Annotated in this window: 14 protein-coding genes and 1 pseudogene; 8 read left to right on the top strand and 7 right to left on the bottom strand. The window is 42.9% G+C overall.

The window, feature by feature from the left end; genetic code table 11:
* The first annotated feature begins 43 nt into the window (after positions 1 to 43).
* The 5 genes from Psfp_RS15700 (at position 44) to Psfp_RS15670 (ending at position 5,838) form a co-directional block, all read left to right on the top strand.
* Positions 44 to 1,069, top strand: coding sequence for an anti-sigma factor C-terminal domain-containing protein (locus tag Psfp_RS15700; protein WP_134219488.1), 1,026 nt, complete (start codon positions 44 to 46; stop codon positions 1,067 to 1,069).
* Between the two features lie 838 nt (positions 1,070 to 1,907).
* Complete coding sequence (locus Psfp_RS15685) at positions 1,908 to 2,624, top strand: hypothetical protein (RefSeq protein ID WP_134219486.1); 717 nt, start codon at positions 1,908 to 1,910, stop codon at positions 2,622 to 2,624.
* A 59-nt stretch (positions 2,625 to 2,683) separates the two neighbouring features.
* Positions 2,684 to 4,030 (top strand): glycosyltransferase family 39 protein, encoded by a 1,347-nt coding sequence (locus Psfp_RS15680; RefSeq protein ID WP_134219485.1) that lies wholly within the window; start codon positions 2,684 to 2,686, stop codon positions 4,028 to 4,030.
* Between the two features lie 204 nt (positions 4,031 to 4,234).
* The gene (locus Psfp_RS15675; protein ID WP_134219484.1) at positions 4,235 to 4,819 is read left to right on the top strand and encodes an RNA polymerase sigma factor; all 585 of its coding nucleotides are present in this window, start codon (positions 4,235 to 4,237) and stop codon (positions 4,817 to 4,819) included.
* A complete protein-coding gene (locus tag Psfp_RS15670; RefSeq protein ID WP_192895465.1) occupies positions 4,807 to 5,838 on the top strand; it encodes a DUF4179 domain-containing protein in 1,032 nt (343 codons plus the stop codon). The genes Psfp_RS15675 and Psfp_RS15670 overlap by 13 nt, the downstream gene beginning before the upstream one ends.
* Before the next feature lie 66 nt (positions 5,839 to 5,904).
* Here the strand turns inward: Psfp_RS15670 and Psfp_RS15665 are convergent, their stop codons facing one another.
* The 4 genes and pseudogenes from Psfp_RS15665 to Psfp_RS15650 all read right to left on the bottom strand — a co-directional run bounded on the left by Psfp_RS15665 (position 5,905) and on the right by Psfp_RS15650 (position 7,324).
* Positions 5,905 to 6,219, bottom strand: coding sequence for a hypothetical protein (locus tag Psfp_RS15665; RefSeq protein ID WP_134219482.1), 315 nt, complete (start codon positions 6,217 to 6,219; stop codon positions 5,905 to 5,907).
* A 51-nt stretch (positions 6,220 to 6,270) separates the two neighbouring features.
* A pseudogene (locus Psfp_RS15660) lies at positions 6,271 to 6,651 on the bottom strand (sigma-70 family RNA polymerase sigma factor); the annotation flags it as partial.
* A 173-nt stretch (positions 6,652 to 6,824) separates the two neighbouring features.
* On the bottom strand, positions 6,825 to 7,016 hold the full coding sequence (locus tag Psfp_RS15655) for a helix-turn-helix domain-containing protein (RefSeq protein ID WP_134219480.1): 192 nt from the start codon (positions 7,014 to 7,016) through the stop codon (positions 6,825 to 6,827).
* A 5-nt stretch (positions 7,017 to 7,021) separates the two neighbouring features.
* Positions 7,022 to 7,324, bottom strand: a complete 303-nt coding sequence (locus Psfp_RS15650) for a hypothetical protein (protein ID WP_134219479.1) — start codon at positions 7,322 to 7,324, stop codon at positions 7,022 to 7,024.
* A 579-nt stretch (positions 7,325 to 7,903) separates the two neighbouring features.
* Here Psfp_RS15650 and Psfp_RS15645 point away from each other — a divergent pair.
* Together Psfp_RS15645 and Psfp_RS15640 are read left to right on the top strand one after the other, a co-directional pair.
* On the top strand, positions 7,904 to 8,164 hold the full coding sequence (locus Psfp_RS15645) for a hypothetical protein (RefSeq protein ID WP_134219478.1): 261 nt from the start codon (positions 7,904 to 7,906) through the stop codon (positions 8,162 to 8,164).
* A 37-nt stretch (positions 8,165 to 8,201) separates the two neighbouring features.
* Positions 8,202 to 8,771 carry a hypothetical protein gene (locus Psfp_RS15640; protein ID WP_134219477.1) on the top strand — a complete coding sequence of 190 codons (570 nt, stop codon included), beginning with the start codon at positions 8,202 to 8,204 and terminating at the stop codon, positions 8,769 to 8,771.
* Between the two features lie 46 nt (positions 8,772 to 8,817).
* On the opposite strand, the gene Psfp_RS15635 is transcribed toward Psfp_RS15640, so the two are convergent.
* The 3 genes from Psfp_RS15635 to Psfp_RS15625 are packed head-to-tail and all read right to left on the bottom strand — an operon-like array spanning position 8,818 to position 10,173.
* The gene (locus Psfp_RS15635; RefSeq protein ID WP_134219476.1) at positions 8,818 to 9,417 is read right to left on the bottom strand and encodes a hypothetical protein; all 600 of its coding nucleotides are present in this window, start codon (positions 9,415 to 9,417) and stop codon (positions 8,818 to 8,820) included.
* Between the two features lie 18 nt (positions 9,418 to 9,435).
* The gene (locus Psfp_RS15630) at positions 9,436 to 9,777 is read right to left on the bottom strand and encodes a hypothetical protein (protein WP_134219475.1); all 342 of its coding nucleotides are present in this window, start codon (positions 9,775 to 9,777) and stop codon (positions 9,436 to 9,438) included.
* Positions 9,778 to 9,831: 54 nt separating this feature from the next.
* A complete protein-coding gene (locus tag Psfp_RS15625; protein ID WP_243120712.1) occupies positions 9,832 to 10,173 on the bottom strand; it encodes a sigma-70 family RNA polymerase sigma factor in 342 nt (113 codons plus the stop codon).
* 945 nt (positions 10,174 to 11,118) lie between these two features.
* On the opposite strand from Psfp_RS15625, the gene Psfp_RS15620 reads away from it, so the two are divergent.
* The gene (locus Psfp_RS15620) at positions 11,119 to 12,414 is read left to right on the top strand and encodes a YcdB/YcdC domain-containing protein (RefSeq protein WP_134219473.1); all 1,296 of its coding nucleotides are present in this window, start codon (positions 11,119 to 11,121) and stop codon (positions 12,412 to 12,414) included.
* The last annotated feature ends 100 nt before the right edge of the window (positions 12,415 to 12,514 follow it).

Raw genomic sequence — 12,514 nt, 5'->3', positions numbered from 1 at the left:
TTTAAATTATAACGGGCAACAAAAGTAAAAAGAGGCGATATAAATGAAATGTAATGTAGGTATTCTTCGTACGGCCAAATATAAAAACCGGTTCAATATCGTTCTTTTTCTGTTGTTACTTTTATTTATAGCATATATTGCAGGTATTTATCTCTCGTCCATATTTTTTACTTTGGGAAAAGAAAATTCCCGTAATTATAAAGCTGAGAAAACTGCGGCGCTGATTATGGAATTTACATTTCCTAATGTGTCAGCGTCTATATATCCTAGCCCAAGTTTTCACACCAGCGGCGGGGGCTCCGGCAGCAGCTTTGAAGTAAAACCTTATTTTGCGGCAATGGGCACTTACGCATTAGAAAAGCAAGTCGGTAAAGAACGCTATCCCATCGGAAGTTTAAATATGAATCATCTCTTTTTTTCAACATCGATAAACTGGTCTTGGGAAAACGGCTCATATAATAATTACCTGTACTTTTACCACCCTGACCAATACGCAAGTTTAACCACCGGTCACACTGTAGAGATATCGCCTGGCTGGGATAACCTGGAAACCTTGCCCGTTGGTACCGTTGCAGAACTAGCCTTATCTTTTAAGCAAACTTATTCTATAGAACAGGTGATGAACATGCTTGCAGATTATGAGCTGGATATCATATGGTACGCCATAGCTACAGGTCTGGAGGGGACTTCCAGGCAAACCCGTTTAAGCGTAACTGACGGGGTCTGGGGGGTCAATGACTTATCACATAACATGCTAAGCGAAAATTCTACCCTTAGGACCGATGACGGTTCTGTGCGTGAGGAGTATTTTTTGGACTCCATGCACTTCCTTGCTGAAAATGAAAGTTTCGCCAAAAAAATTTACCGGGGGGATCCTAATGATTTGCGTTTAGCAGAGCGGTCCGAGTATTTGAATGAAAACGGCGTGCAAGTTTATGGCGTTGTTGTGACAGGCCCGACTAAAGAGCTGTTAAAATTACGCGAATTAGAATATATCCATTCTCCAGCTTTAGGTGAAGTACGCCTGTGGAATTGGTTTAGCCGCAACTTCAGCAGTCAGTTATACTAAACAGGGCGGGACAACCAATGGATTAACTGAATAAAGATTCGTATGGTACCACCAGTTTAGGTCGCAGCGTTTTTGTCACCAACGATGCCGGCCTGGCCGAAGATGTCGTTCCTAAAGTGTCGCTCCCTGTTTACAGAATAATTTCCAAAGCAAAGCAGCCATGCTTATTTTTACATACAGAACAAAATGCATTACAGAGTTAACGGTCATACAAACGACGAATTGATTGCCATACGGGCAGAAGCAGGTAACTCTAATACGTGGCTGACTTCTTTTAAAGGGGCTGGGAGGTCTTATTATTGATTGTTTTATATTACTTAATAAACCCGGCTATCACAGGTTTCGCATCCCTGCTATGCCTGCTTATTGGTATCTCATCAGAAAGTAGTATAAAACGCAAAATTTTCATCACATCAGCTTGTTTTTTAGCATTATTATTTATTTACTCATTATTCCAATTTTATTTTATTGAACCACCGCTCTCATATACGCACTTGTGGGGATGTCCAACCGGTGCGTTTATCGTTTGCGCCACTTCCAGGACGCCACTTCTAGAATGTATCGGCACGTTTTTGCGCTGCGCAATCGAACAATTTGAACCATTTTGTTTACCGCGCCGTCATACTTTTAGGTTCAGCTAAACCAGGTGTCAGGTTGCCGGACAAGCTTTGAGGAACCAAACTTCGTATATCAACTGATGGTTCATCCACCTTGAGTAAGCCCCTGTTAAATCAGCTGCGAGTTTCTCATATGGCGGGTAATCATAAAGGGGTTTGCTCTTAATGTTTTGAAATACTTTTATTGTATCTGTGAGACCAGCTTTAAAGGGGATCTTTGAGTGACTAAATTTGGAATATTTAAACGGCTGTCACTCATCTTTATTCTGGCAGCTGCCTTGAGTTTATCGGCATTTTTATGGGTAAGAAATATGTCCAATACTTTTTGCCGGATGTCCATTGAGCTTTATGCCGATGCTTCCCCTGACGAGTTGTCTTCGCCGGGAAAGCTGGAGGCCGGCCGGAAGGTCAGGTCGCTGGCGGAACGATCGCCATGGGTATTGGTGCAGGCGGGGACAACCGAAGGATGGTTGCCCGCCTGGTACCTGACCAGGGATACCAACGACCTGCTGCAGGATATAGCTCCGTACCTGATGGTTGTCAAAGAAAATGCGCCGGTATATCTCTATCCCGGCCAGGATGCTCCAATTTCCGACCTTGCTGCCGGGAAAGTGGTTAAGGTAGAGAAAGAGCTTTATAACTGGCGCTATGTGCATATCGCCGTCTATGATGTTCCCAGGGTGCAACGGGGTTGGGTATCCCGGGAATACCTGGCCACCAGGGAAGAAGCCGTTCCCATGGAAGGCAGGCTTCCTGCCGGAACAAAGATTTATTACGGGCCAAATGCCGAACAAATTGCGGGTTTGCCTGAGGAGGTTGACCCTGCCGACCAAAGGGTTTACATTGATAAGGAAATAGGGGAGATGGCTTACGTTTCCGGTCCCGGTGGGTGGAACGCCTGGATTTACAAAAAAGATATCGTCTACGATCCATTCTAGGTGCTTGAATACAAGCCAGGACATGATCAGGCTTTGAATAAAAAGGAGCAGGAAAGAAATTGAAAAAAATTTTACAGTTAGAAAAAAAATATCTTATTTCTTTTCTTGTCATTACAGTAATTGGCTTACTTCTCAGGTATTATTGGATCATTACTATTCCGAATGTGCTGGAATCGGATTTTGAAGGGTATTACATCATTGCCGTTAATATTTTTAACAACCTCGGCTTTACACAATGGGGCAATCCTGTTGCCTTTCAGGGAATGGGCTATCCCCTTGTTTTAGGTTTATTCTTTAAGCTGGCAGGCAACACGGACGTTTTGACCGGAAAGTATCTGAACTTATTATTGTCCGTATCGACGATGGTTGTGTTATTTTTTATTTTTAATAAGCTGTTCGTTAAAAAAACGGCAATTGCCGCTTATCTCCTTGTAGCTTTATTACCGAATTATATAGCCTACAATAGTGTTTTAGGTTCCGAGATTTTATTTACGTTTTTCGTTGCCCTGACCGTTCTGGTTCAATTCTCTGAATTCGATAACAGGCTTCGTTATCCGCTGTTGGGATTTTTAATTGCCTTTGCAGCCCTTACAAAGCCTTTTTTTATCGCATATCCGGCAATTCTTGCTGTTGCGGAATGGCTGCGCAGCAAGTCGGTAAAAGAGACCGTGATTGCTGTGTTGGCTGTCTCATCCGTCATGGCTGTGTGTATTGCGCCCTGGGCATATCGCAACTGGATCGTATTTAACGCGTTTATACCCATTTCCTACAATGGCGGATATGTTCTCTATATTAACAACAATGACAATAATTATATTGGCGGCTGGATGGATCCAAATGAATTCCAAGTATCTGAAGAATTTAAAGCTAAGTTTGTGGAAAAGGGAACCGTATTTCCCGAACATCCTGCAAACACGGAAAAATTGTATAAAGACGAAGCAAAAAAGTGGATCCTTGCCCACCCAATTGAGTTTTTCAAACTGGGCGTAATCAGGGTTAAGAATACTTTTTTTAACGGAGCTCAAGATATTGAAAAATGGACAATGAATGAACTCATAAAAGATAAGGATTATATGTCCGCGTATAGTTTAAGAAAACTATCATTCTTTCGGGCGATCATAGATATTATTATATATATTTTAAGTTCTTTTGGATTATTCTATGCAATTGTCAATCTAAAACATATCTTTACCGGTATTTTTCAAAGATCGTCAACAATCGGATACAGGGAGACTGTGGTTACCCTTAATATCATATTCCTTATGGCAGTCTTTTTTGTAACCGAGGGACAGCCGAGATATAACTTTCCTGCCTTATTTTTTCTGATTATTGCTACGGTTGCCTGTATGGAGACAATAATAAGGAATTTTAAAGGTGGTATAAGTTTTCAACGTTTGCCAAAATGAGATGTGGGAATCCTTCTAAATCTATTGTACGGTAAGATTTAAATAAGGACCGTTTTGAACCAAAAGGGTAAGCCTGCTAACCGGCGGGCTCACATCCAGATTGGTGTGCTCCTGCTGTTGATATAAATTACCTTTAAAAATTATGCTTACACCATCCATCCGGGTGGTTTTTTGCATCATATTAGGTAGGGGGGTGAAAGATGAGTGCGTGATAAAAGTGGGCCATATATTACTTCTGAAGCGGTATCGCGTATTTGTTCAGGAGATATCACAGCTTATGAAGAGTTTGTCCGGGAGCAGTGGACGGCTGCCGTGCGCACCTGCTGTTTGATTTTACGCAACCCGCATGACGCGGAAGAAGCTGCCCAGGACGCTTTTGTCAATCTGTATAAGTCCCGTAATCAGCTAAAGGAGCCAAATAAATTTCGCGTATGGTTTTACCGGATTTTATTAAACGCGGCGCACCGGCGGAGGCGTTGCCAGCCGAAAGCTTTATCTGTATCTGACATAGAAGTGGTAGCTCCCGGCGATAAAATTGAACAGGCTGATACCAGAATTGCGGTAAGGGATGTCTTGCATGATATAAGCAAGCCGGAGAGAATTGCCTTGGTTCTATGCTATTTTTGCGATTTAACCGACAGGGAAGCCTCAATTGCGGCAGGCTGGCCGCTAGGCACATATAAGTGGCGGCTCGCCAGGGCCCGCCGTCAGATGGCCGGGCGGCTTAAAGAAAGTCAAGCGTTACAAGACGAATGTTGCAAAGGGGTGAACGAACCATGGATGAAATAATCAGACAGGAAATATATAAAGAGGCCGACCGCTACCCGGTTCAAGCCGTTCCATGGGACAAGATTCGTGAGCGTGCCCTTGACAACACGGCTGCGGATACAAATTTTCAGAGGAACGCGGCAATTCGCAAAATCTGTTGCAGCTTTGCTGCCGTGGTTGTAATCGGCGGGCTTGTAATCCTGTCCGGTTTTATCTCCCCGGTCATAGCCAGGGCGCTGGAGCAAATCCCCGTCGTTAAATCAGTATTTGATTTTTATGGGGAAAAATGGGGGCTGCAAAACGCTATCAATGAAAAGTTTAGTACAACAGTTAAGAAAACAGCCACGGACAAAAATATTTCAGTGACTATTACAGATGTGTTATATGACCAGGGAAGGATTGTCATAGGCTATACGGTAACGACGTCCAGACCTGACCTGTATCTTAAAGATACTTTGCCTTATGCTATTCCGTTGCCTATTGCAGAAATGCATTTTTTTATTAACGGCGAAGCCATCCGTGATACGAGACAGGGAACGGCTGAAAGGATTGACAACGGTAATGTTGAGGTCTGGAATATCTACCACCAAGGAGAGCTTCCTGAAAGCTTTAACTTGCAGATTGAGATTCGCCAAATCGGGGACCAATACGGAGAATGGTTATTTACGGTTCCAGTGTCGAGGCAGTACACTGATGAAGCTACCAGGACCTTTTTACCAATGAAGACGTGGATGATTGGACAAACCACTGTTACGGTAAAACAAGTGCAAATCTGTCCGACGGACATTGTGATTTATTATCAGACAATACAGCCGGTAGGTGCTCAATTTTGGGATAGCTACTTTCCGGATCGTATTGTTGATGATACAGGGCATAATAGTTATTTCGGTCCAGGTTTTTCTTCCGTGGTGAGCGAACAGATCGAAGGAAACACGGAGATAAGGGAGATTCGTGTGGTGCTTGCCGCTTCTCTAAAAAATATACCTGAATATCTTATCTTTGCCTATCCTGACCAAGAAATGAAGGTCTTTTTCAACTAAGGTATGACAATTCCAGTAAGCAAAGAGCCGAGGGGTAATGCCCTCGGCTAAGGTTAGTATTCAGACTTAATAATATATATAGCCATTCCCATACGCGCCATTGATATCTATTGCTGCATTGTGTATCACCAACCTATGGGTTCCTGCTGATACATTTCGAAATTTAATTGTTATAGATTCGCCCTTGTATATTCCATTGACAGGAATTGTTTGGGTTCCAATTGTATATTCTAGTTGAGCCGGAACCAAACCACCAGTGCTATCAAACGCGTACTGAACTAAAACAACATCAACATCTTTTGTGGATAGGACATTAAATTCTTGAGACTCGGTAGTCTGTCCCCGGCCTAAATCTTCTATTGGATAAAATAGAGTAGGCATAAACGATAACCTCCCTTAATTTTTACTTTAATTTAGATTAATTAGCAGATTTCATCTTATCAAATATTGCCGCAACTTCTTCAACGCACGTTCTTTTGTGCGATGAACCACAGGCTGTGATATCCTCAGTTCCTTGGCCGCCTCTCGTTCGGTAAATCCATCCAGGATCGTTGTCTTTACCACTCTTTGCTCTTGCGGCGTTAGCAACAGGAGGGCTTCCTGGATAAATAATATACCTTCAGCTTCACCGGGAACATCCACAGCAGCAGGAATGGAATCAAGCATGGTCAGCTTATCGGAAGCAGTGTTTTGAGGCGTTGGACCGTTCAGGAGCAAAAGCTCGTGCTCGTCAAGCCGGCGGTACTTTTTTGTCAGTCTGATTGCTTCACGGCGCAGGCCGGTTAAAAACCAGGCAATTGCCCGGGCTTCCTCCGGATCAAAAGTATTAGGCTCAGGTTCTCTAGAGGAAGCGTTAGGGGGATCTCATTATCTCACACCTCCTATCATGAAAACTAACTTGCCCTCTTGCCATATAAAGAGAAAACAGGGGGTCTTTTTGATACCCCCCTGTCCAAAAAAAGTTTTACATTTTATTTTCAAAGTTTTTAAGCCGGGTACTGATCAATTGCGCCAATTAACCAAGTTACCAAATCCGAATAACATTCAGCATAATGCCCCGACCGGCGGCTATATTTTTTAACTGCCGGATTTAACCGATACACTATTTGAATAACAGCCTTCTCATCACCGCTTTTAGCCCTGACAACTAACTCATGAAACTTCAGTTTTTTCTTCAAGGCACTCAACCTCCCTTTGCCTTTTCAGAACCACCAAGCAGCCGATCATGAATCACCTGCCAGCTTCCCATGGCGGAAGCCGCCACCAGCAAACCATTCAGAATACAAAGCGGGACATTTTTTACCGTAAAACTTCCTGCAGCGATATCGGCCAGAAAGACGATTCCTTCAGCTACCGCCACCACAAGACAACGAGTGGAAAAACGCTTCAAAAGACCAAGCTCTTTAATGGAATCAACCACCAGAACAGTCGCAGCCACCGCGCCGGCCAGGGTGCCAAGAGTAGCATAGGTAAACAGATCCTGCATTCCATTACCACCTCCGGAAGAAAAAAAGGACCTACTATACGAAAACGGACAGATCAAAAAACAACGGCTGAGCTGAGGTTGTCATAATGTATTACTCATCTTAGATCCAATGGTTTTCACCTCTATCTTTCGATAGTTTTCTTCCTATTCCCTATATTTAACTTGTTTGTTAATATATAGACGGCCCAAAAACGAAAAAAGTTCTACATATTTTTCAGTCAGCTACAATAAACATGACTTCACTAAACAACCTCTCTGCCTGTATAAAGAGAAAGAAGGGGACCTCTTTGATACCCCCCTTGTCCAAAAAGTTTTTCATTTTGCTTCACGTTTCAGCCCTTGCTATAAATCAAGCTGTATAAGGCTGGCTTTTGAACATAAGAAATAAGAAGACAGAGGACTTCAACGAGCTGTGGGATGTGGCCCTTCATCCGAGAGCGACATCCCTGTTGATCCGCAGGGGCATATATCAGCCGGTCTGCTCCAAGAGTGTTTTCCATATATATTTTTGAAAAATTCACACTTGCACCATCCGTCCGGGTGGTTTTTTGCGTCATATTAGGTAGGGGTGAAAAATGAGTGATCCATAAAAGTGAGCAATGTATCACTTCTGAAATGGTATCGCGTATTTGTTCAGGAGATATCACAGCTTATGAAGAGTTTGTCCGGGAACAGTGGACGACTGCCGTACGCACCTGCTGTTTGATTTTACGCAACCCACATGATGCGGAAGAAACTGCGAAAGAAAAAAATTTAATTACGTATCCAGATCTAATCTTTGAAATTGAACATAACAAAATAACAAGGATAATGTTATCCAACGAACAAAATCGTCCGTAAAAAAATTCAACTAATATATGAAATGAGGTAATGACATATGTTTAAAAAAGGTATTAAGGGTCTAGTTTTGGTTCTTCTCTTGTTAACGCTTTTTGGTTGTTCTTCAAAAAAAATTAAAATTGTCAATAATAACGCTAGCGAAGCCGGTCCAGGACCTTTGACGAAAGAAAACGTTTCTCTTGCCGGAATTCATATCGGTGATTCACAAGAACAGGTGTTGAAACTTTACGGTGAGCCAACAAAAAAAGACAAGTTTCCTACAACTCCTTTTGTTAGATGGTACTATGAAGATTTGGGTTTATCTGTTGCATTCTATAGAAGGGGTGAGAATGAACCTGTTATTGGAGGCGTAGTTGATATACAAATTTCTGCACCTTCTAAGCTAACAACAGATACAGGAATTGGACTTGGGGATTCTTTGGAATATATTACTAAAAAATATGATGTAGTTTATAGCTTTCAGCCTAATGGTAAATATCAGTCTGTTTTCATTAATGGAGCGAATAAAGAAGAAATTAATGGTCTGTATTACCCCCATCTAGACTTTTCACTTGAAAATAACAAAATAACAAGGATAATTTTAACCAACCAGCAACAACGTCCGTAACAATAAAAAAAGCCGGACGATATATTAGTATCGCCCGGCTTTTTGTTTACGGAACATAGCAATACGTGGGAGCCCAACCAGAATTGTTCAATATAACATTTAGTCTACGCCCTGGATAAGTGTCACCAGAGGTATAACTCATGTAGTGACCATAATTCCAGGGAGAGGCACCAATTGCTTCATTTGCAGCATAGGTTCCTGTTGTGCCGTTACCACCGCTTTCAAGTGCACCATAAAAGTGCTGGCTAGTAGCAGTAACATAGTAACCATCATCAGTAGAAACATTATAGGCTGTTTGCCCACCATTGAATCCCCAATTATAAGAGTTATACACGCTAACTGGGTTTCCAAAGACGTTTGTCCATGAAGAATTATCATTGTAGTATCCCATTTGAGCAATATATGCCCCTGTACCATCACTTAAACTACAAAACATCGGGAAAGAGCCGCACGAACCACATGTTGTATATCCCATGGTAGATCCCTGCCAAGCTGGATTATTAGCGGGAAGACCCCACTCCTGATACCATTGACATAAAATAAAAGCGATTGACACTCCGAGTTCGGAAGCCGCAGTGGTAGCGTAAGACAAATAATCACTTACGAAACCAGCATAATTAGGTTTTGTTCCGCTACAAGATGGCATAAACTTAATTCCTCCTTTTTATTTGCTGTAGCTTATTATTTTTTTTGGTATTTCTATCCATGGGCGCTTCTTTGGCAAAACTATTTGTAGTCGGTCTTTCGGAATTACAATATCGAAATGCCGATTTACAATTCCTGCCCAAAGCTCAGGGTTATATTCATCATATAAACGACCTGCAAATATGAAAGATGGAACCAAGCGCAATTCTAACTTCACGAAGTCTTTAAAAGCTTCGCGATCCTTGACAATGTTTCTTTCAACAAAAGGTACGGAGAACTCTGTAAATAATGCTCTTACTTGGTTACAAATTGGAGAGAGTTCATCAGTAAACACTTCAATAACTTTGGTATCAAAACTCAATTAATTATCATCCCCAATCAAGTATTTTGATTGGTCGTTATGGCGTCGTATACATCACTTGCCGATCGACTTATCCAGGACAAAACGTTTTCGCAACTTCTTCAACGCACGCTCTTTCATGCGATGAACCACAGGCTGTGACACTCCCAGTTCTTTTGCCGCATCCCGTTCAGTAAACCCATCCAAGATAGTTGCCTGGACCACTCTTTGTTCTTGCGGTGTTAGCAACAGGAGGGCTTCCTGGCTAAATACCATATCCGCAGCTTCACCGGGAACATCCACAAGAGCCGGAATGGCATCAAGCATGGTCAGCTTATCGGAATCAGTGTTTTGAGTCACCGGACCATTCAGGAGCAAAAGCTCATGCTTGTCCAGTCGCCGGTACTTTTTAGTCAATCTGATCGCTTCACGGCGCAGGCCGGTTGAAAACCAGGCAATGGCCCGGGCTTCCTCCGGAGCAAAAGCATTAGCCTCAAGTTCTCCAGAAAAACGTCAGGTCTAGCGCATTATCTTACCTCCTCATGAAACTAACTTGCCCTCTTGCCATATAAAGAGAAAACAGGGGGTCTTTTTGATACCCCCCCTGTCCAAAAAAGTTTTACATTTTATTTTCAAGTTTTTAAGCCAGGTACTGATCAATTCCTTGGATTTGCCAGAGAGCGACATCCCTGTCGATCCGTCCGCAAGGGGGCATATAATCAGCCGGTTTGCTCCAAAAGTGTTTTACAGGAATATTTAAAATAATTTACACCTGCACCATCCGTCCGGGTAGTTTTTTGCGTCATATTAGGTAGGGGTGAAAAATGAGTAATCCATAAAAGTGTCAATGCATCACATCTGAAATACTAGCGCGTAGCTGTTCAGGAGATATCACAGCTTATAGAAAGGGGATGGAGGGAATGAGAACAAAAGCGATATGGCGTTGAAGAGGCGCTGTACCTGTGCGACAGGATTTATCTGAATAGAAAGGAGAAGGGCCATATAGATACTCTTTCCACAGATGTTTTTAAGACTCCTATAATATTATTGTTCTTAATTGGTATTGCATTACAAATATATCGTTTGTATCGAGTTAGAGTTTATCATGAACACAAATATTTTAGGAATGCCAGCAAAATAAAAAATATGGATAACTTCGAAAAAATATATACACAGTTCAGCCTTTGTCAAATAATAGCGTTCATTATCATAATAATTATAATTCAACTTGTCGAACTGGAATACGCTAAGAGTTATCTTTGGATTCTTGCATTGATATCAGCTCCGATAGGCATTATGTTCGGTTATAAATTAAAGAATAGTTAAAGGTAGCGACTCGAATCAAACAAGGGGGAGAAATGATTGAAAAAGGTTAAAAGAACAGCAGTCGCCGTGTTGGCGGCAGGTATGCTGCTGACAACGCCTGCGTGGGCGGCGGAACAAGATCTCTTGGTTGTGCAGGAAAGAGGCGGAGACGCCGTTGAACTGTTTTCAAAAGCGGAGTTAACGGAAGCACAGCGGCAAGCCCTGGAAAAAATGTATCAGATTATACCTGAACTCAAGGAGTTGTCCTTGCAGAGTGTGGAATACAATGAGGACAAGACAGCCTGGGGGGGATTCTTAACCGACGGCTCCCTGGACGTTACGCCGGATAACCGGCGTATTCAGGCCAGCATTGCTTTTGATGCGAAGACGGGGGATCTGGTCAATTTTGATATTTATAACCCGGAGTGGGCTGCGGAAAAGATGCCGTCTGCCACTTTGGTGGAAGAGAAAGCAGCGGAATTTACCCGTAAACTCCTCGGGGACAGGCTGAAAGAGTATGAGATGGGGGAAACAATAAGCTACAGCAGCGGAAGTAGCCTGGACGATAAAGGGAACAAAATAATAACGATGACCTCGGCTCATGTATATTTTAATCGGCTGATAAACGGCGTCCCCCTTTTAAATAGCGGCTTTCAGGTAAGTGTTGACTCTGCCGGCCATATTACCGAATTCCGTAAAGAGAAGGATGACAATCCGGATCCGGCCAAGTTTCCCGATCCGTCCCGGGCAATGACTAAGGATGCTGCGGAAAAGGCTTTCGCCGGGCTGGTGGAAATGAAACTGAGCTACAGCTACAGTCAGCCCCTAAGGCTTTCATGGCCTAGCAAAAGCGGTGAGGAAACCATACCGGTATTGATGTATTATCCGTCTTTTTCAGGTTTCATAGACGCAGAAACAGGGGAGCCGTTGGAAGATTCCGGGGGGACCCTGCAGCAATCTCAACGTGTTATCCTAAACGGGGAGGGTAAGAAGTTTTACGCCGCGACGCCCGAGGAAGGGGCCAGGCTGCTGGCGGAGGAGTTCGGCGTGGATATGGCCGGCATGGAGTTTGGCAGTGTCAGGGTTCATGATTTGCCTGTTACCTCGGGATACCAGTTTAAAGAATACTCCTGGGGCTCTGAAACGCAGCAGGAGACGGACAGCGAGCCGGATTGGAACGGAGTGCGTTTTGTAAACCTTAAGACTATAGCGGATACGGGAGAAATTGTGGGCTTCGGCATTCAGGATGATTCCGGACGCGGCAAACAGGGGACGGTATCCAAGGAAGACGCTCAGAAAACAGCGGTGCAATTTCTTCAAAGATACTGTAATTTTGCAGAATCTTTGTCCTAGCGATTTGCACAATAATTAGGCTTAAAATTTCTATTCAAACTGCAAAATTTGCACAATTTTTGTTTGGAAAAACTTAAAAATTGCACAATATATGTTTTGC

Source organism: Pelotomaculum sp. FP (assembly GCF_004369245.1).
Classification (GTDB): Bacteria; Bacillota; Desulfotomaculia; order Desulfotomaculales; family Pelotomaculaceae; genus Pelotomaculum_C; species Pelotomaculum_C schinkii.
The sequence above is the reverse complement of the archived record's forward strand: the minus strand, read 5'-3'. Positions and strand labels throughout refer to the sequence as shown.